Origin of the sequence: Prolixibacter bellariivorans ATCC BAA-1284 (genome assembly GCF_000621705.1) — a bacterium.
Classification (GTDB): Bacteria; Bacteroidota; Bacteroidia; order Bacteroidales; family Prolixibacteraceae; genus Prolixibacter; species Prolixibacter bellariivorans.
Genome location: NZ_KK211332.1, coordinates 423,247 through 443,849 on the forward strand (window position 1 = coordinate 423,247; position 20,603 = coordinate 443,849).

17 protein-coding genes are annotated in these 20,603 nt (G+C 46.4%); 3 read left to right on the forward strand and 14 right to left on the reverse strand.

Features of this window, described 5'->3' with window-relative positions; all coding sequences use genetic code 11:
- Positions 1-2: 2 nt before the first annotated feature.
- From T426_RS0121060 to T426_RS0121100, 9 genes are all read right to left on the reverse strand, one after another.
- Entirely contained in the window at positions 3-2,495 is a 2,493-nt protein-coding gene (locus T426_RS0121060) for an endonuclease MutS2 (RefSeq protein WP_027586248.1), read from the reverse strand.
- A 104-nt stretch (positions 2,496-2,599) separates the two neighbouring features.
- Positions 2,600-3,370 carry a tetratricopeptide repeat protein gene (locus T426_RS0121065; RefSeq protein ID WP_025863707.1) on the reverse strand — a complete coding sequence of 257 codons (771 nt, stop codon included), beginning with the start codon at positions 3,368-3,370 and terminating at the stop codon, positions 2,600-2,602.
- A 32-nt stretch (positions 3,371-3,402) separates the two neighbouring features.
- On the reverse strand, positions 3,403-5,214 hold the full coding sequence (locus T426_RS0121070; RefSeq protein WP_159103299.1) for a BatD family protein: 1,812 nt from the start codon (positions 5,212-5,214) through the stop codon (positions 3,403-3,405).
- A gap of 111 nt (positions 5,215-5,325) precedes the next feature.
- Positions 5,326-6,135 carry a tetratricopeptide repeat protein gene (locus tag T426_RS0121075; protein ID WP_025863705.1) on the reverse strand — a complete coding sequence of 270 codons (810 nt, stop codon included), beginning with the start codon at positions 6,133-6,135 and terminating at the stop codon, positions 5,326-5,328.
- 58 nt (positions 6,136-6,193) lie between these two features.
- Positions 6,194-7,228: a vWA domain-containing protein gene (locus tag T426_RS0121080; protein ID WP_025863704.1), complete on the reverse strand. Its 1,035-nt coding sequence runs from the start codon at positions 7,226-7,228 to the stop codon at positions 6,194-6,196.
- Positions 7,229-7,298: 70 nt separating this feature from the next.
- Positions 7,299-8,291, reverse strand: a complete 993-nt coding sequence (locus tag T426_RS0121085) for a vWA domain-containing protein (protein WP_199898485.1) — start codon at positions 8,289-8,291, stop codon at positions 7,299-7,301.
- The gene (locus tag T426_RS24670; protein WP_051538618.1) at positions 8,288-9,310 is read right to left on the reverse strand and encodes a hypothetical protein; all 1,023 of its coding nucleotides are present in this window, start codon (positions 9,308-9,310) and stop codon (positions 8,288-8,290) included. The genes T426_RS0121085 and T426_RS24670 overlap by 4 nt, the downstream gene beginning before the upstream one ends.
- Before the next feature lie 21 nt (positions 9,311-9,331).
- Positions 9,332-10,207, reverse strand: coding sequence for a DUF58 domain-containing protein (locus T426_RS0121095; RefSeq protein WP_025863701.1), 876 nt, complete (start codon positions 10,205-10,207; stop codon positions 9,332-9,334).
- 69 nt (positions 10,208-10,276) lie between these two features.
- On the reverse strand, positions 10,277-11,272 hold the full coding sequence (locus tag T426_RS0121100) for an AAA family ATPase (protein WP_025863700.1): 996 nt from the start codon (positions 11,270-11,272) through the stop codon (positions 10,277-10,279).
- Positions 11,273-11,540: 268 nt separating this feature from the next.
- Here T426_RS0121100 and T426_RS0121105 point away from each other — a divergent pair, with 268 nt between their 5' ends.
- Both T426_RS0121105 and truA read left to right on the forward strand, forming a co-directional pair.
- Complete coding sequence (locus tag T426_RS0121105; protein ID WP_025863699.1) at positions 11,541-11,837, forward strand: type II toxin-antitoxin system RelE/ParE family toxin; 297 nt, start codon at positions 11,541-11,543, stop codon at positions 11,835-11,837.
- Entirely contained in the window at positions 11,837-12,604 is a 768-nt protein-coding gene (truA, locus tag T426_RS0121110; protein ID WP_025863698.1) for a tRNA pseudouridine(38-40) synthase TruA, read from the forward strand. The genes T426_RS0121105 and truA overlap by 1 nt, the downstream gene beginning before the upstream one ends.
- On the opposite strand, the gene T426_RS0121115 is transcribed toward truA, so the two are convergent.
- The 4 genes from T426_RS0121115 to T426_RS0121130 all read right to left on the reverse strand — a co-directional run bounded on the left by T426_RS0121115 (position 12,605) and on the right by T426_RS0121130 (position 17,418).
- Positions 12,605-13,354, reverse strand: coding sequence for a shikimate dehydrogenase family protein (locus tag T426_RS0121115; protein ID WP_025863697.1), 750 nt, complete (start codon positions 13,352-13,354; stop codon positions 12,605-12,607).
- Positions 13,351-14,286 carry a DUF368 domain-containing protein gene (locus tag T426_RS0121120; protein ID WP_025863696.1) on the reverse strand — a complete coding sequence of 312 codons (936 nt, stop codon included), beginning with the start codon at positions 14,284-14,286 and terminating at the stop codon, positions 13,351-13,353. Before T426_RS0121120 ends, T426_RS0121115 begins: the two co-directional genes overlap by 4 nt.
- Positions 14,287-14,392: 106 nt before the next feature.
- Positions 14,393-15,817 (reverse strand): tetratricopeptide repeat protein, encoded by a 1,425-nt coding sequence (locus T426_RS0121125; protein WP_025863695.1) that lies wholly within the window; start codon positions 15,815-15,817, stop codon positions 14,393-14,395.
- Positions 15,818-15,873: 56 nt separating this feature from the next.
- Positions 15,874-17,418: a DUF4301 family protein gene (locus tag T426_RS0121130; protein ID WP_025863694.1), complete on the reverse strand. Its 1,545-nt coding sequence runs from the start codon at positions 17,416-17,418 to the stop codon at positions 15,874-15,876.
- Between the two features lie 155 nt (positions 17,419-17,573).
- Here T426_RS0121130 and mnmL point away from each other — a divergent pair, with 155 nt between their 5' ends.
- Entirely contained in the window at positions 17,574-18,539 is a 966-nt protein-coding gene (mnmL, locus tag T426_RS24675; protein WP_025863693.1) for a tRNA modification radical SAM protein MnmL/YtqA, read from the forward strand.
- Here mnmL and T426_RS0121140 read toward each other — a convergent pair.
- Entirely contained in the window at positions 18,536-20,506 is a 1,971-nt protein-coding gene (locus tag T426_RS0121140; RefSeq protein WP_081782375.1) for a YgiQ family radical SAM protein, read from the reverse strand. The two genes, mnmL and T426_RS0121140, sit on opposite strands and share 4 nt — an antisense overlap.
- Between the last annotated feature and the right edge of the window lie 97 nt (positions 20,507-20,603).

The following is a 20,603-nucleotide window of genomic DNA, read 5'->3' on the forward strand; positions in this document are numbered from 1 at the left end:
CGTTACGCCAGCTCTACCACGGTTATGCCGGAACCACCGTTCTGTACATGTTCATCACGGTAGTGCCGCACCATCGGTTCGGTGCGAAGGTAGTTGCGGATGAGTTCGCGCAGGACACCGGTACCTTTTCCGTGCAGGATACGCAGCTCGGCCGCTTCCACCATAATGGCTTCATCGACGAATTCCTGAATTTTCTGCAGCGCTTCCTCGGCACGCATTCCCCGCACGTCAACTTCCGGTTTGAAGGTCATTTTCCGGTCGGCAATGGCATCGTTGATCCGGGCAATGGTTTTATTTTTTTGTACTTCCGTCTTCTTCAACTGGCTGTTCGACACTACTTCCAGCTTGTCCGCTTTTACAGTTGACCGCAACGAGCCTAAGGCTACGACAATGTTTTTCCCGTTAATTTCGAGCACCTCACCGGCGGTCTGTTGACCTTTCAGCCGCACTTTCGCCCCTACTTCCAACACAGGCGTTTTCGGTTTGGCGGGCTTGGTACTCTTCTTCTCCGGTTCTTTTCGTGGCAATTTTTCCCGGCGCTTCTGCTCCTTCTGCCGCAGCTTCTCCATCTTCCGGGCTATCTTTTCCTCGTCTTCCGTAGCTTTCCGGTCCACCTCGTCGCGGAAATCTTCCAGTTCGCGGCGCACTTTCCGGGTATGTTCTTTTTCGGCGTTCGCTTCTTTAATCTCGCGGATGGTCCGTTCAATCATGCGGTTGGTACCGGACAGTAACTCTTCGGCTTCGCGTTTGGCTTTGGCCAGAATCTCTTTCCGCATCCGTTCGGTCTCTTCCAGGTCGGACTCGTACTTGCCGGCCATATCGTCAAGATTGCGTTCCACCTTCCGGATACGCTGACGCTTGCTTTCCCAGTACCGCTTGTCGCGGACAATATCGCGCAAGTGCTTGTCGAAATCGATGTGCTCCTGCCCGATTTTATCACTGGCTTCTTTCAGGATATCTTCCGGCAGACCGATTTTACGGGCAATCTCGAAAGCGAAGGAACTTCCCGGTTTGCCAATCTGCAACCGGAAAAGCGGTTCCATCCGGTGCGAGTCATATAACATCGCCCCGTTCTCGATGCCCTCGGCCGAACTGGCAAAGTGCTTCAGGTTGGTATAGTGCGTGGTGATGACACCGTAGGTTCCCAATTGGTTGATGCGATTAAGTACTGCCTCGGCAATGGAGCCACCCAGCATAGGCTCGGTTCCGGTTCCAAACTCATCGATGAGCACCATTGTTTTGGGCGTGCAGTTCTTCGAAAAGAACTTCATGTTCGTGAGATGCGAGCTGTAGGTACTCAGGTCGTTCTCCAGCGACTGGTCGTCGCCAATATCGATGAACATGCGCTCGAAAATACCCGAACGGCTGTCCGGACTAAGCGGTACAGGCAAGCCACACTGCAACATGTACTGCACTAATCCTACCGTTTTCAGGCAGACTGATTTACCTCCGGCATTAGGGCCAGAAATCAGCAGAATGCGGTTCTGTTCCGTCAGGGTGATATCCAGCGGAACAACTTTCCGGTTTTCCGCTTTCAGGTTGCGCTCGAGCAACGGGTGACGGGCCTTGAACCACTCCAGTTCCTGTTTGTCGGTCATTTTAGGCTTCACCGATTCACTTTCGATGGCCCACAAGGCTTTCGCCCGAATGAAATCGAGTTCGGCTAAAATGCCGTACGAAAATGCTAAATCTTCAGCATACGGACGGATTTCGTCGGTAAAGTGAATCAGTATTTTCACGATTTCCCGCTTCTCGGCCGATTCCAGTTCGCGAATGCGGTTGTTCACTTCCACCACTTCTTCCGGCTCCACATAAGCCGTTCGTCCGGTAGCCGATTCATCGTGCACAATCCCTTTCAGCTTCCGTTTGTTTCCGGCAGCAATGGGAATCACCGTGCGGCCGTCACGAATGGAAGTGGACACATCTTTTTCCACCAGGCCCTCTTTCTGTGCTTTACGCAGAATACTCTGCATGATTTTGGACACGCTGGCCTGCCGGGAAAAGATCTCGCGGCGAATGTGCGCCAGTTCCGGCGACGCATTATCTTTTATCGTTCCGTGCTTGCTGATGATTTGGTCGATGCGGTCGTACACAAACGGAAAAAGCTGTACATCACGGACCACATCACGCAGCCGCGGAAATTCCTCTTCTTCCCGGGAACGGAAAAAATTAACGATGGCACGGATGGTTTCCAGCGAGCGTTTCAGGTCGAACAACTCGTGGACTTCGAGAAATGTTCCGGTCACCTTGATTTTCTGCAGTGCAGGACGAACATCGAGGTAGTATCCTGTGGGGAAATTGGTTTCCTCGCCGATAATCTGCATGAATTCCACCGTCTCGTCGAGCTGACGGACAATGGCCTCGTAGTTGGACGAGAAGCTAAACTGCGCAGCAATTTCCTTCCCGAGCGTACTCAGGCACCGCTGACTCAGCAAGTCGCGTATTTTATCGAAACCTATTTTTGATTCAAATCCCGCAGGATAAATTTCCACCATCGCTATTCATTTTCGAACTGCAAAAATAACAATCGAAAAGGGATATACGAAAAGCGGAGGTAAAGTTACTTACCTCCGCTGCGAAATATTATTTGATAAGATACTTAAATCCGTACCATCGTCGAGTCCTGCACCCAGCCTTTGTTGCCATCGGCCAGCTGAATCTCCTTCCAGGTACCAAGACTGTCGGTGAGTTTCACTTTCAGTCCTTCGTGAATAATAAACAACTCGGTTCCGGTTTCACTGGGCGAACCTTTCACGGTAACGGTCGGAGCCGTAATGATGGCTGTGTTCCGGTGCGTCAGCTTACTCTTCTGGCTTGAAGCAAACGAAAAAGTGAATCCCGACCAGGTAAGCGCCAAAATGGAAACCCAGAATGCCAGTTTCTTCCGACGCACCGTTTGCGCAAAAAGAAACAGAGCAAAGATGATGAGAAAGAGGAAAAAGGCGATCATGCTCTGTGTCCCCCATTCATCTGCCGAATGCGTATTAATAACGCTGTGCCACCATTTGGTCAGGAAAAATTCGGGTAACGGCACAATATTATCGACCACATGAGCCTGCGCGAGATTCAGGTTGTACTTGATATCCTCGTCGTTGGGAGCCAGCAAGCGGGCCCGCTCATAATTGATAATAGCTTTGGTAATTTGACCCGACTTGTAATAAGCATTCCCCAAATTGAAATAGAGGTCTGCTGATTCATATCCCCGCTTCAGAATACCCGAATAAACGCTGGCAGCCTGTTGGTAATGCCCTTTTGCGTACAAGGTATCGGCCCGGGTAATCGAATCCAGTTCTGCTTTTTGAGCGAAAGTGGTACCGGAAATCAACACCAGCGCCAACATTCCTATGACGTATAATACTTTTTGTCTCATCGAATCCCTGTTCTGTTGATTCTGTTTCATCGTTACTTAATCTCTTTTTCCATGCGGCTCATCACCTCCACAGCCTTGTCGTACATTTCATTCATAGCCGTTGTTGTGCCTCCGCCCGGTGCAAAGCGTGCAAACTCACACGTGTCGAGCGTTTCGATAAACCGATCGACCAACTCCTGCGAAACACTTCGCTCCAGCAAGGCTTCTGCGGCGCGCTCTTTATTCAAGTCGGCTACCGGAATGGTCAGCTTATCGCTTAGATAGCCCCAGAACGCACGGGTTACCGCTTCGTAAAACTTCTCGGCATCGTTTTGCTTCAGAACACCGCGGGCCACTTTCAGGTGCTTCATCGCTACCTTGCTGGCTTTCCGGTTTTTCACCCGGGCCAGATTGGCATTCTCGCGGATGCGCTTCATGTTAAAGAGATAGAATATGAGTACGAGGAACGCTCCTCCAAGATAAATCAGGTAGAAATTCACCGAACCAAAGAAGGTATCGTTTCGCTGGAACAGCTGATTGTTATCGGTTTTAATGTAACGAATATCCTTTCCGAGGAATTTCACATCTTCTTTGGAAAGTCCGCTGCTGACAACCGTGTTCGACTGGTTACCGGCTCCTTTTTCCACATGCAAATCATACGACTTGGTGGTCTTCGTCACATATCTTCCTGTTGCCGGATTGAAATAAACAAAGTTGACGGCCGGAATGGTGAAATCGCCGGCATGACGCGGAATAACCAGGTATTCGAACGATGTGCTACCCACAAGACCATTCTCGGTTGCTTTAAAGTCGTTGGTATTTTTTGGATCATATGTATCAAAATCCGCCGGGAAATCAACCTTTGGCGCATCAATCAATTTCAGGTTTCCGTTACCGGAAATCTTCAGTTTCAGCGTTACCGCATCGTTGGCTTTTACATCGGTTGCCGTGATGGACGACTCGAGACTGAAGTTCCCTACTCCTCCGGAATAGTTAGCCGGAGCCTTGGGTAACGATTTCACATGCACGGTTACCGGCTGGCTCAATACAGTAGCTTTCACCGTTGAAAACTGGTCGAAGAAATCGTCGAAAATGCTTTGCGGCTGCTGGATACGCTGACGTACCAACGCGACAATTTTCACCGGTTTGATGGTTATATTTCCGGTTTGCTGCGGGAAAAGGATGGTTTTCTTCAACGTTCCCACATTGTATATTTCTCCTTTGTAGGCTTCCCTATGCAATGAAATCTGTTGGGGGATATCGATATCCTGTGACCAGAATCCTTCGAAATTAGGAAGTTCAATATCATCGAATCCACTCAGGTTCACCCTTGAGTAAATTTTTATGGTCGCTAAAAGATGTTCCCCTTTATAAACCGATTTCCGGCTCAAGTCCACGTTGACAAACAAATCCTTCGAGTCGATATGCCCCGGTGTCGCTGCCGGCTTGTCAACGCCTCCACCGGCAGGCTTTGAGGAACCTTTCACCACCTGAATGGTCACGGAATTGGAAGTGTACGTCTTGCCGTCAGCCTCGATAGTTGCCGGTTGAATGGTAAACTTCCCCTCTTTTTTTGCCTGTAAAATATAGGTGTAGGAAAAGGTGACCGAGCGGGTGGTTTTCCCGTTGATCATTTGAATGGAGGTACTGTTGGAAGTAGAAGGGCCCATCAGTACATCGAAGTCATTCAATTCCGGAAGCTTCAGGTTCTCCCCTTCGGTATTTAAAACGAAAGAGAGCCGGAACTGACTTCCCAACTCAACCGCATTCGGCGCCGACATGTTAAACCGAACATCGTCGGCACGGGCCGTTAAGCCGGCAAAGAGTGTAAACAAGAGAAGAAACAGGGTCTTTTTCTTCATCATCTGTATGCCTGTATATTTCGTGATTAATTTGTATTGCATCGTCAACATGCCTCAAAATTAGCAAAACCCCGGAATTTTTCCGGAGGGCCTCCGGTTACCAAAAAATAACCGTTACCAATCCTTTTCAATCTTATATTGCTGCGCCTTTTTCGCCTTCAGCTTGCGCACTTTTTCCTGTGTTTTTTTCTCATCATTTTGCAGGGCTTGCAACATCTGCTCGGCATTCTGTTTCGAAATTTTGTTTTGCTGAGGTTGCTGTTGCTGCTGCTGGTTTTGGTTCTTCTGGTTTTGCTTGTTTTGATTCTGTTTATTCTGATCTTGATTTTTCTTCTGGTCCTGATTCTGTTTGTTTTTATTGTTCTTGTTCTGATCCTTGTTTTGTTTATTCTTATCCTGTTTGTTTTTATTCTTGTCTTTGTTGTTCTTATCCTGCTGGTTCTGTTTATTCTTCTTCTTGTTCTTTTGCTGTTGTTTCATCTTCTCGGCGTACGCAAGATTATACTTGGTTTCCATATCGTTTGGATTCAAGCGCAACGACTTTTTGTACGCATCGATACTTTCGTCAATCTTCTTCTGCGCCAGCAACGAATTCCCCAGGTTATGATAGACCTTCGCCTTATCCTTCGCGTTGTCAGTCTCCTTGGTCAACTGCTCGAATTCCTCAGCTGCCTTCGCCGGCTTGGCTTGTTTGTACAACGCATCGGCCAGGTTGAACTTCCATTGAAAATTGTCTGGTTTTTCCTGCAGTGCCCTGCGATAAGCCACTTCCGCTTTGCTAAAACTGACCGTATCGAGACTGGTGGTATCCTCGAGTCCTTTGGCGAAATCCCTGTTACCTTCCCGGATAAATTTGCGCTCTTTTTGTGCAAATACCGGAACTGCCAGGAATAATATCATGGTTATGAGAATGATTTGCCTCATCTGCATCTTGTTTTCAGACATGAATGTTTTCATGTTCATTGTATCTAAATCCTTCTCTTTATTTAAACAAACTGTAATTCCTCAACCACTTATTTTTCCGGTCGAGCACTAGGAAATCCAGCAAAATCAATGCCAGAGCCATGGCCAAAAAGTAACCATATTGATCGTTGTAATCGGAATAAACCCGTGACTCGATTTCCGTTTTTTGCATCTTGTTCAGCTCATCGAAAAGCGTATTCAGACCAACCTGTGCATTGTTTGCGCGAATGTAGGTGCCGCCGCCGGCATTGGCAATTTCGGTCAGCATCTTCTCGTCCAACTTTGTGATGATGGTGTTTCCCTGACGGTCTTTCCGGTAACCTTGTTGCCCATTGGGTAATGTAACCGGAATTGGCGCTCCTTCGGGAAGTCCCATGCCAATGGTATTAACGGTAATTCCTTTTTCCTTTGCCGCCTTAGCAGCCCCAACCGCATCGTCTTCATGGTTTTCTCCGTCGGTGATAACGATGATGGTTTTATTTCCTTCAAAGTTTGGAGAGAACGAACGGGCCGCCAGGTTGATAGCTGCTCCAATAGCTGTTCCCTGTACCGGAACCATATTGGTATTTACCGAACTCAAAAACAGTTTAGCCGACGCATAATCGGTGGTAATGGGCAGCTGAATATATGCCTGTCCGGCGAAAACAATCAATCCAATTTTGTCCTGATTGAGTCGATCGGTCAGTTTGGCAATCGCTCTTTTCGCGCGGTCCAACCTATCGGGTTTGATATCCTGCGCCAACATACTATTCGAAACATCCAGGGCAATCATAATTTCGATTCCTTTCCGTTTCACAGTTTTCAGCTTCGAGCCAAACTGCGGCCTTGCTACTCCAACGATAATAAACGCCAGTGCCAACATCCAAATCCAGAATTTCACTATTGGACGGCCATTCGATACACTAGGCATCAGGCCTGCCAGCAGTTCCGGATTTCCAAATTTGCGTATAGCTTTTCGTCGTCCCCTTCGGGCAAACCAAAAGATGATGGCAAATGCCGGTATCACCAACAAGAGATATAAATATTCGGGATTTGCGAACCTAAATGATTCCATTTTTCCTTTTAATTTCTGACTAATAATTCTTCACCACCGGGCTATGCCCTTTTTCCTCTCAACCTTTTCCTTACGGGATATTCCGGAAAATCGTGTTCTTCAGGAATACCAGCAACAGCGCCAGCAACATGGCCGGAATTGCGAACCGCTCGTATTCTTCCGTTTTCTTGCTGAACTGCTTCACGTCAATTTTCGATTTCTCCAGCTTATCGATGTGCTGATAAATCGATTTCAACGTCGCATTATCGGTCGCCCGGAAGTACTCACCTCCGGTAATCGAAGCGATTTGCTTCAGCATCGGCTCGTCAATTTTCACCTGCATCTGCCTCATCTGCGTGCCAAAAGGTGTTTGAACGGGATAAGGTGCCGTTCCGATGGTTCCCACACCAATGGTATAGACCCTGATACCAAATGTTTTGGCAATTTCAGCTGCGGTAACCGGTGCGATTTCACCGCGGTTGTTCTCTCCGTCCGTCAGCAGAATAACTACTTTGCTTTTGGCTTTGCTGTCCTTCAACCGCGAGACCGCTGTGGCAAGGCCTTCTCCGATAGCCGTTCCGTCTTCAATCATTCCGGTATGGATATCCTTGAAAAGATTAATCAGAACCGCATGATCGGTTGTCAACGGACACTGCGTAAAACTCTCGCCGGCAAAAACCACCAGACCAATCCGGTCGTAAGGCCGGCCGGAAATAAATTGAATTGCCACATTTTTGGCCGCGTCCAACCGGTCGGGCTGAAAGTCACGGGCCAGCATCGAACTGGAAATATCCAGCGCAATAATGATATCGATTCCCTCGGTAGTAGCATTCTCCCAACTGGAAGATGATTGCGGCCGGGCCAACGCCATAATCAGCAACGATAACACGCCTAATTGCAAAACAAAAAGCAGATGGCGCAGGTAATGCTTCCATGTTCTGGGTGCCGCATCAAAACCTCTCAGTGTCGATATCTGTATGCTTGCCCGCGATTTTTTCTGCTGCCATACGTACCAAGCAATCATGGGTATGAATAGCAGAAACAGGTAAAAAAATGCGGGATGTGCGTATGTTATCTGACTCATGATTTTCTTCTTCCCTTTTTATCCGACAAATCGATGGTTACTTCCTCATCGCCGTTATCTTCATCATTCTCTTTCTCCTCTTCCTCCGGCAACTTTTCTTCAATTTTCGTCTGGTTGACAAAGAAGTAAGCATTGGCCAACGTCATCTGGTTATCGTCTTCCACCGGAATGAGTTTGGCGAACTTCACCAGATCGGACAGCTCCAGAATTTCCTTCAACTGCTTGTACGACTTCTCATCCAACTTAACGGCATCGTACTTCAAGGCAGCCATAATTTCATCGGTGGTTTTCTCCATAGCCGTCACTTCATACCGCCCTTCCAGGTATTCCCGCAAGGTATCGGTGATGCGGCTGTAATATTCCTTCACGTGCTCGTGCTGCCAGAGTTTCTCCTCTTTAATCTGATCGAGCTTACGCAAAGCAACGCGATAAGGCGGCTCCTTCGGTTTGGGTGGCTTTTGGAACAACGGCAGTTTCTTTCTCCTCCGGCGAATCGCATAGATCAGCAGGAAGATAATGGCCGCAATTAAGATGCCACCAAACAGCCAGGGCGCAATTTCCTTCAGCGTCACCGGTGCATCGAACGGCTTTTTAATATCAGCTGGCCCCTTTTTTAAATCCACTTTCGGAACCTGCACAAACAGACTCAAACTATTCGTGTGAACGGAATCGGTCAACTGATCGTATTTCAGCTTGAACCAAACCGGTGGAATCGGGTGCGGACCGCTGTCAAACGCGGTGATCAAAAAGTCTTGACGCAGCATGATTCGCCTGTCCCCCATCTTTATGGTATCGATCGGGGTGCGTTCCAGCACTTCGATCGATTTACCAATGCTATCGGGAATTTGCGGAAACTGAATCTTCGGACCGATATTTTGTTCCAGCTCCAGGTTCAATTGAATCTGGTCGCCAAGCAAAATGGTATCACGGTCGAGCGTGGCACGTGCTTTTATTTCCTGCGCCTGCACACCGGATGCCACCATCAGCAACAGTGCCAGGACGTAGGTTATATGTTTCATCGTTCGTGTAACGTTCATTGATTATTGTTCTCTTTTCTTAAACAGTGAAACAAGCGATTTCACATAGTCCTCACTGGTATTGATTCCCACATAGTCGACGCCTGAGCGCTTCATCATGATGTCGAACTTCGACCGGTATTCGTTCCACCATTTCTGATAAGCGTCCCGGACTTTCCGGCTTGATGAATCGACCCAAAGGTATTCTCCCGATTCGGCATCTTTGAACTTCACCATACCAATGGAAGGCAATTCCGTTTCCCGCTCATCGTATATCTGCAGTCCAACCACATCGTGTTTGCTGTTGGCAATACGAAACGCTTTTTCCAACTCCGGATTATTATCCATGAAATCGGAAATGACAAACGTCGTAACCCTGCGCTTCATCACATTCGTGAGATATTGCAGGGCTTGAGCGATATCCGTCTGCTTTGATTCGGGCTTAAATTCGATAAGCTCCCGGATAATGCGCAACGTATGTGTCCGACCTTTTTGTGGCGGAATAAACTTCTCGATTTTATCGGAAAAGAAAATCACACCAATCTTATCATTGTTGGAAATGGCCGAGAATGAAAGGATCGCTCCGATTTCGGTAATCACATTCTTCTTCAGCTTTTCGGAAGTACCGAAGTCACGCGAACCACTCACATCAATCATCAACATCACGGTCAGCTCCCGCTCTTCTTCAAATACCTTGATGAAGGGTTTGTTGTACCGGGCTGTTACGTTCCAGTCGATGTTCCGCACATCGTCGCCAAATTGGTATTCACGCACTTCACTAAAGGCCATACCACGACCTTTGAAAGCACTGTGATACTCTCCGGCAAAGATGTTGCGGGACAATCCCCGCGTCTTTATCTCAATTTTCCGAACTTTCTTTAACAGGTCCGATGTTTCCACAGCACAATAACTTGTTTGTTCCTAATACATTCCATTCAATTCTCAACTCCCGTTTCCGGGAAACCGTTACTACGGTACTTCAACTGTATTGAGAATTTCAGAGATGATCTCTTCGCTGGTCAGGTTATTGGCTTCCGCTTCGTAACTCAGTCCGATACGGTGACGTAATACATCGTGGCAAACGGCACGGATGTCTTCCGGAATCACGTAGCCGCGACGCTTGATAAAAGCGTACGATTTGGCTGCCTGTGCCAGACTGATAGAGGCACGAGGCGATGCACCGTACGTAATCATTTCTGCATATTTCGGCAATCCGTGTTCCGCAGGCTGACGCGTTGAATAAACAATATCGACAATGTATTTCTGAATCTTTTCGTCGATATATACATCCTTCACGATATCCCGTGCACGGATAATGTCTTCCGGTTTCAGAATCGGTGATGCTTCCGGGAATTTCTTGAGCAAATTCTGCTGAATAATCAGCCGCTCTTCATCTTTCTTCGGATAATCCAGAACGACTTTCAGCATAAAACGGTCGACCTGAGCTTCGGGAAGCGGATAGGTACCTTCCTGCTCAATCGGGTTCTGTGTAGCCATTACCAGGAAAGGCTCTTCCAGTTTGTACGTATGATCGCTAATGGTGATTTGCCGCTCCTGCATGGCTTCTAGTAATGCCGACTGCACTTTGGCAGGTGCCCGATTGATCTCATCGGCCAATACGAAATTGGTAAAAATCGGCCCCTTCTTCACCATGAACTCTTCGTTCTTCTGGCTGTAAATCATGGTACCCAATAAGTCGGCAGGCAACAGGTCTGGTGTAAACTGGATGCGGGCAAATTTGGCATCCACAATGTGCGAAAGGGTATTGATGGCCAGCGTCTTCGCCAAACCAGGTACACCTTCCAGCAAAATGTGTCCGTCGGATAACAGTCCAATCAACAAACTGTCAACCAAATGCTTTTGTCCCACAATCACTTTATTCATCTCCATGGTAATCATGTCGACGAAAGAGCTCTCCTGTTGAATCCTCTCATTGAGTTCTTTAATATCTACTGACTGATCCATTCGTATATTATTTATTTTTTAATTGTCGAATAGAACGCACATGTTATTGAAATCTTCTCCATTTTACTTGTCATAATCAAAACATGCTCGTTTCAAACTTCTGCAACGTTATTACTATTAATTGAAAACTTCTTTTTTTGAATGCCTACGAAATTAATGGTTTACCGACGATTAGCCAATAACATTTTGTTAAAAATAGTTAACCCTAAAACCTTTGAAAACTTCCTAAAATACTTTAATTTAAGATGCTGTAAAAATATTTTTTACTATGACAGAGCGTAAAGTCATATTAACCCCTAAAGCCGAAAATGAGTTCAGTCAACTTCGGGATTTTTTATCCGGGGAATGGTCGCCACGGGTCGGTATCAATCTCGAACGAAAAATTGATTGGCTACTGGAAAAGTTAGTCCGTGATCCCGAAAGCTTCCCCATAACCACCTCTGGCGATTACCGCATCGCCCGACCAGGACGAACAACGTCAGTTTTTTTTACCTTTGACGACCGGGAAATCTGCATTCAATCCATCGTGGATTCCCGTTTAAATACAAAGGCAAACAACACTTGATGCAACGCTATTTTATTCAACTCGCATACGACGGCACCAATTATCACGGCTGGCAAATCCAGCCAGGCTCTGTTAGTGTGCAGGAAGTTCTGGAGCAATCCATGTCTACTATTTCACGTGAGACCATTCACGTTACCGGAGCCGGCCGAACCGACACTGGTGTACATGCCAGCTTTTTTGTAGCACATTTCGATGCCGAATCGGAAAACCTGGACGATCAGCATTTCACCTTCCGGTTGAACCGGTTCCTTCCGCCCGATATTTCGGTACAAAATATATACAAAGTACACGATAAGGCACATGCCCGTTTCGACGCCACGTATCGCACCTATCAGTATTTCATCACGAAACAGAAAGATCCCTTCAGCCGCACATTTGCATATCATCACTACCGGTTGCTCGACACCGAAAAAATGAATGAAGCAGCCAAACTGCTATTCAACTATTCCGATTTCACGAGTTTCAGCCGCACCGGTACCGATGTAAAAACCGGAATTTGTAAGATTATGGAGGCTTTTTGGACCGAAGAATCCGATCGATATATTTTGACCATTAAGGCTGATCGTTTTTTACGGAACATGGTTCGGGCAATTGTCGGTACCATGCTCGATATTGGCATGGAAAAAATGGAGCCGGAAGGAATTGCGCGCATTATCGAAGCCAAGGACCGTCGGGTAGCTGGTTCGAGTGCTGCCGCCCGTGGCCTTTTTCTGGTCGATATCGGTTACCCGGAAGAAATTTCGCAGGGGCTAACCAGGAACCTTTAACTAATCACGAGTCCAGATTCCCCAGGCAGCCAACGCCTGCCCATGAAGCATTTCCAGTCCGTTTTTAATGACAGCCCCCTGCTCTTCTCCTTTTTTTAGAAAAAGAGTCTTTTCAGGGTTGTAGACCAGGTCGTACAACAAATGTGTGTCATTAATAAACTGGTAAGGAATGTCCGGAGCTCCTTCCATTTTCGGATATGTTCCCAGCGGTGTGGTATTGACGATGACCGTGTATTCAGTCATCAGACTTTTGTCCAAATCGCTGTAGCTGATTTGTCCCTCACCTTTCGGGGACCGGGAAACTAAAACGGTGGATAAGCCCAGTTTCTGCAATGCCCAAACGACCGCTTTGGAAGCGCCACCCGTTCCTAAAACCAGAGCTTTTTTATGGTGCGCTTTCAACAAGGGTTGAATGGAATCGCCAAAGCCAATGATGTCGGTATTAAATCCGTGCAAACGGTAATTCTCACCTTCCCATTCGACCCGGATGGTGTTTACGGCACCGATTTCCTGTGCCGCATCATCTACCTCATCCAGATAAGAGAACACATCCTGTTTGTACGGAATGGTTACATTCAGCCCCTTAAGCGTTGGATTCTCCCGAATGATTGCCGACAACTTACCGATGTTATCGATTTCAAAGTTTTCGTAGACCGAATCAATCCTTTCCCGGGAAAACTTTTCGGTGAAGAATTTCTTCGAGAACGAATGCGTCAGCGGATATCCAATAAGGCCGAATGTTTGTTTCATGATTCTTCTTCCACTGTTTGAGCCGATTTCTCCAAGAGATATATCGTAAAAATTCCTGCAATCATCAACAATACAGCTACTACAACCGCGGTTGTCAACGTGTCCGGAACAAACCAATCGTAACCCGAAACCACTTTTTCTCCACTTTTCTTAATCAGGATATGGCCTAATGAATCGAGTTTATAAACCGGATGTTTCCAGGGCCAAAGAATTCCCATGGAACCGAGGATAAAACCTGTGAGCAATGCGATAGTCTGGTCCTTGAATTTTTTGAAAACCCACGATAAAACATGTGAAAAAGCGAGCAAGCCAATTACAGCGCCTATTACAACCGGCAGCAATACCATCAGGTTCAGATCATTAATCGAATCAATCATCACCAACTGGTAGTTACCCAGCAGAATAAGTACAAACGAACCCGATAATCCCGGAAGAATCATACTACAGGCAGCGATGATTCCGCAAATAAATAGATAAAGCATTGATGAGTTTTCGGATGCAGGACTCAACACCGATACGGAGAAAGCAAACGCCGTTCCCACAATCAAGCTGATGACTACCGACAGACGCCACTTCTCAACGGTCTTCCCAATAAAATAGACCGAAGCCAGAATCAAACCAAAGAAGAACGACCAGATGTAAACCGGATAACTCTTGAACAGAAAATCGAACAACCGGGCCAGGGTCAGGATACTAATGGCAACACCGGAAAAAACCGCCAGCAGGAAATCGAGGTTGATATAACGTGCGAAATCTTTGAGCTTTCCGCTCAGTAACAGTTTCAGTGCCGTCAGATTAAATGCTTTGATGCTGTCTATCAGCTTTTCAAATATCCCGGTAATCAGGGCCACCGTTCCTCCCGAAACACCGGGAATGACATTCGCAGCCCCCATGGCCAAACCTTTGGTAAACAGGCTTAAGTATTTTTTCATCGCTTATGTTAATATTTTCAAACTTCCGGTTGGCTAAAATAAGATAAAAAAACGGCCGAAATCTCTTCCGGCCGGATTCTGTCAGTATTTTAAAAGTTAATCATTGTTAATGATAATGATTAATCGTCTTATACTTATCAATCAATCGGTTGACATGATCACTTTCCAGGGCTTTCGGACAAAAATCAAACAAATCGTGGTACTGACTAAAGTCCTCACTCAACGCCTGTTCCAAATAGTGCATGGCCAGGTGCTCATCGCCGTTTTCCAACAAATACGCGGTCAAACGGTAATTCAATGTGGCACTTACAACACCTTGCTTTTTGGCTTTCATCAGCGTATCGATTGACATGCCCAGCTGCTCGTATTCGTAATAAAAATCGGCAAACGAAAGCCAGTTGTCAGAATTATCCACATCCAGCTCGAGTGCTTTCTGGAAAGCTTGCTCAGCTTCTTCGTAGTAATTCAACGTGGAGTTGACTTTACCAAACGTGAGCCAAAAATCGGCATTGTCTTCTTCCAGTTTTATGGCCTTCTTCAGGAATACCAGACTTTCCGGTACTTTATCCTCAACCAGTAAAACCACCGATGCTCCATACCACGCATCTGCATTGTAAGCATTCAGTTGCAAAGCCTTTTTATAGTAATCGAATGATTCTTTGAATTTGCGCTGATGAAAATAGCATTCAGCAATGTAACAGTAGGTTTCGTCCGAATCACCATCAATTTTCAGATATTCCTCGTAAGTGGCAATCGCTTCGTCAAGCTTTTCTGCATTAGCAAGCGAATTGGCCTTATTAAAAAGCGCCGAGGCATAATTGTCATCCAACGCCAGGGCAAAATCATAGGCTTCCACCGCCCTATCGAAGTCGTTTACCCGGTTATAGGCAATCCCAAGGTTGTACCAAACAAATTCGGAAAACGGATCCAAATCAAGGTATTTGTTGTAAAACTGAATACACTTGTAACTCTCACCAACCTTGTCGTAACTGAAAGCCAAATCGTAAATCACATTTTCGTTTTCCGGATTCTCCTGGTGCGCCTTTTCAAAAAACGGAATGGCCCGGCTGTATTCGCTGTTCTGAATAAATGCAACTCCAATACTATACAGTACTTCGTCTTTTTCTTCGTAGGAAAAACGCTCAGCCTCTTCAAAATAATAAGTGGCTTTCGGGCTGTCGCCCAAAAAATTGTAGCATGTACCAAGCATTAGCAAAATCTCCGGGTTCGAAGATTCGATTCCTGCGACCATTTCGAGCATCTCCTTCGCCTCTTCCACTTTTCCTTGTGTCAGTAGAATACGAGCCTGCCGCACCTTGAGTGAAATCGCCTGAGGATGCTGCATCACACCGCTTTCCACCGCCTTTACCGCCTGAGAATGATGTCCCCGGTCAGTATAATGGTCGATGATATATTCAAATTCGGCCACATCAAAAAACTCAACACGCTCCTCGTGCTGCATCTTCTGATAACGTTCAATTAAGAGAGCAATTTCATTGCTTTCGTAGTCGTCCTTAGCTCCTTGTTCCATAAAATTTTCCTGTCTGCGTATCTGTTAATAATCCCCAACGCAATATCATCCTCTCCCTAGGAGTTCTGGTGTTCTTCTCTCAATAAATCGTTAACGGTTTTTACCGGATTGAAGGTAATGACCGGTACTTCCACAAAAAGTGTAATCCAGTCGGCCATAGCTCCGTTCCAAAGCCCCGGAAGCTCTTGCGCCTTCAACGGTTTTCCCTCTTTCGATTTGTGAGAGATAAACCCGGTATTCGGATCGCGGTATTTCAGTAAGTCAAATTTCTCGCCTTTGCTATTCCGAACTCCGCAGACCAAATCAACCGGATTGAAATGTGTCGATTGTCCGACTATATTTGTTTGTTCCTCATTCTCTTTATCAATCTGACTCCCTTCTACAATCTGCAACGAAATGGTATTGTCTGCATTGCGTGCCCAAAACGGACCACCGCCCGGTTCACCTTCATTTTTCACCATTCCGCAAACTCTGATGGGCCGGTTTAATTTGTTTCTCAGATAAGGAATTAAATCCTCCTTCTCTGTATAATACTGGCTTTCTGCTGGCTCCACACAAAGTTCCTTCGTCAGAAAATCCGAAATCTCTGCGATGAGTTTATCGGGTACCGCAACACTGGCTTTTTCCAACTCGCGAAGGTAGTTAAAAACCTTTTGCCGGTAATACATTAATACACCAGCCAATGCTTTTTTATAACGTACGGTCGAGTCTTTTAGTCTGTCAGGCACAACATTATCGATGTTTTTAACAAAGATGATGTCACTGTCAATATCGTTCAGATTTTCGAGCAAAGCCCCGTGTCCGCCCGGCCTGAATAGTAACGTTCCGTCTGCCTGACGAAACGGTTCGTTCTCAGGTGATACAGCTATGGTATCGGTCGATGGCTTTTGTTCCGAAAAACCAATTTCGTAATGCACACCATACTGATGTTCAAATTTTTTAGCGGCTTCATCCGTCTTTTCTTCAAAGAATGAAAGGTGCTCCGGCGATACCGTGAAATGCAAACTCACTTTATTCCCCGAATCCTTGCCGTACAAGGCGCCTTCCACCATATGTTCCTCAACCGGCGTTCTGGATACCTTTTCGTATTGATGAAACTGCAACAATCCCTTTGGCAGGAAACCGTAATTCAATCCCTTCTCTGTCAACAGAAATTCCAGAATCTCCCGATAGGGTAAATGTCCATCGGCGTCTGCCTCTTTCAATTCCTCGGGTAATTGATGGTAAAAAGCGAATTTCGGCAGGTTGTCGAAGAAGGATTTTACATCGGAATGCATATCCTCATTCAGCAATGAAATTGCTTGTTCCTGCGATTTTACTGCATCCTGAAAAGCGAAAAGCTTCTGAAACATCCGACTGGCTGCTCCCGACGCCGGTACAAACTTTTCGATGGCGATTCCCCGGTTGACCTCATGCTCAAAGATGCCGATATACTTTTCAATATGGTTTTCACCGAGCTGGATAATACCGTCGTTTACAGTGGCCGGGCGAAGGACATTCATGAAAGGAAATCCCTTCTTAAAATTCTCAATTTGATGTTCTACTTCCGGTAATTGGCTACCGCGATTACTAATTTGCTGAATATCCTTTTCTGTAAACATAATCAACCAGTTACTTTAGTGGCTAAAGATAGAAAAAGGTTTAAAAAATAAAAACGAATTAACCCTTCCGGAACCTTAAGTTATCAAGAAGAAATGAACCGTTAGACATAATTTTAGAACTGTTCTAAAAACAAATAACCCCTATCTTTGCGACCATGACAGCTGATGCACAAACGAACAGGAATTTTCCCTGGGGACATCAACGGAGATACAACGATTTTCCTACCTTTTTCAGGCGCAAATTTAATGAAAGGGTTCAGAAAATCTCAATCGATGCCGGATTTACCTGTCCCAACCGTGATGGAAGCCGTGGAACCGGCGGTTGCACTTACTGCAATAACAAAACCTTCAAACCTATGTACTGTCAGCTGGAAAATAGTGTTACCAGTCAGCTGGAAGAAGGCATACAGTTCTTTCGCAAGAAATACGAAAGCATCAAATTTCTGGCCTATTTTCAAGCGTACTCCAATACGTATGCACCTGTAAAAGATCTCCGGAAATTGTATGATGAAGCCCTGGCCTATCCTGGTGTTATCGGTTTGGTTATTGCCACAAGGCCCGATTGCCTCAACAATGACGTGCTCGACTTTTTACAGGAACTTTCGGAAAAGTATTATGTGATGGTAGAATTGGGCATCGAATCGGTGCAGGATCGTACGCTTGAAGCCGTCAATCGTGGCCATGCCTGGGAAGAATCCGTCAGAGCGTTGGAAGAAACATCACGAAGAGGCATTCACAATTGTGCGCACATGATTCTCGGGCTTCCGGGTGAAAGCCGTGACGAAATACTGGAACAGGCCGATGTCATTTCCCGGTTGCCGGTGGAAAACCTGAAATTACATCAGTTGCAAATTCACAAAGGTACGTTCATGGCCAAACAGTATGCCGACACACCGGACATGTTCCACCTGTTTTCAGTGGAAGAATATCGCGAATTGGTTGTCGATTACCTCGAACGGTTGAATCCGCATATCATCGTTGAACGATTTGTCAGTTCGGCACCAGCCGATTTGCTTATTGCACCTCGATGGGGATTGAAAAATTTCGAGTTTGTTGCCAAGGTAGAAAAGCGCCTGGAAGAAAGAGATACCTGGCAGGGGCGTCTTTTCCAGAAAGCTTAACGCCGCTTTTTTGATGGCTTTCTTCTTTTCGGTTGCTCTCTTTTTTTCCCGGAAGGCAGTGGTTGTGCATCAAACAACCGTTTCTCCAGGTCAGGCCGGTTAAGTCGCTGTAACTCCTGTTTTAGCGAGTTTCGGTATTCCTTTTTGTACCAAAAGAAAAATTTTCTTTGTGCCAGTTTCTCCTTCTCCGTTCGGGGTACGAATACCTTTTCAAGTGTATAGGGATGGTATCCCGAATAATAAATTACCGTCGCAACCGTCATGGGCGTAGGGGTAAAATCCTGTACCTGCTCCAGTTTGAAATCCAAATCCTTTGTTTCGGCTGCCAGCTCAGCCATCGCTTCAAGCGAACTTCCCGGGTGACTGGAAATGAAGTAAGGAATCAACTGCTGATTTAGTCCCTCTTTCCGGTTGACCGTATGAAAAAAGGCTGTTAACCGACGAAACAACTCAAACGAAGGTTTACGCATTACATTCAGCACTTCGTCCGAAGTGTGTTCGGGCGCTACTTTCAGGCGGCCGGAAACATGATGCCGGATCACTTCGCGCAAATATTCCAGATTCCCTTCATCTTTTTTTGCATCCCCGGTTTCATGGAAAGCCAAATCGTAACGAATGCCGCTACCGATGAACGCTTTTTTTACTCCGGAAAAACCAGCAACTCTTTGATACAATCCGGTTAACGGACGGTGATCGGTTTCCAGGTTTTTGCAAACCGATGGATAAATACACGAAGGCCGTTTGCACTGTCGGCAAAGCTCCAAGTCCTTACCTGCCATGCGATACATATTGGCTGAAGGACCGCCCACATCGGAAATATTTCCTTTGAAATCGGGCATGTTCACGACGGCTTCTACCTCTTTCATCACCGATTTCTCGGAACGGGAAACCACAAACTTCCCCTGGTGCGCTGAAATGGTGCAAAATGAGCAGCCCCCAAAACATCCGCGATGAATGTTAATGGAATGCCGGATCATTTCGTAGGCCGGAATTGCTCCTTTTCCGTTGTAACGAGGATGGGGCAACCGGGTAAACAGCAAATCGTATACCTGATCGATTTCCTTGGTGGAAAGCGGCGGCCACGGCGGATTAACGACTATCTGCCGGTTCCCAATCTGCTGAATCAGTTTCTTCGCCTGCCACCTGTTGGATTCTTCTTCGATGTACCGAAAATTAGCAGCAAACTTCTTTTTATCCGTCAGACACGCCTCATGCGCATTCAGGTCAAGCGCTTCCCAATCGGATTTGGTGGCATAATTTTCTCCCGACGGAAGAATAAAAGCGGTTTGTGGAATATTGGTCAACGATTGTACCGGAACGCCACGTTGTACCAATCGCGCAAATTCGGAAATGGATTTTTCGGCCATGCCATAAAAAAGCAAATCGGCACCACTCTCTTCCAGTATTCCCGGTTTGAGTTTATCCGACCAGTAATCGTAATGGCTCAGGCGGCGCAATGATGCTTCAATTCCTCCCAACACCACGGGAACTTCGGGATAAAGTTTTTTGAGAATATTGGAGTAAACGACCGAAGCATAATCAGGACGGGCACCTGCTCTGCCTCCCGGCGTATAAGCGTCGTTGGAACGACGGCGGCGATTTGCCGTGTAGTGATTCACCATCGAATCCATATTTCCGGCGGTAACGCCAAAAAACAAACGAGGTTCACCCAGTTTTTTGAAGTCACGTAAATCGTCCGTCCAATTGGGTTGCGGCACAACGGCCACCCGCAATCCGGCAGCTTCCAGGATGCGCCCGATAACCGCCGCCCCAAACGACGGATGGTCCACATACGCATCACCGGTAAACAGGATAACATCTGGTGCATCCCATCCCAATGCCTTCATCTCTTTCGCAGAGGTCGGCAACCATCCGGACGAATCCGTTTTATTCAAATACTGACTCAAATTGCTGCTTTTGCGGGCAAAGTTACACTTTTCAGCATGCACATTCTCAAATGCCTTCATTTTTACATTTTCGAGACAGAATGGTTACATCTTCGAAGAACATGTTGCTCAAGAACCATTTTTTTTATCTTTGGCTCAACCTAGCACATGTTAAATT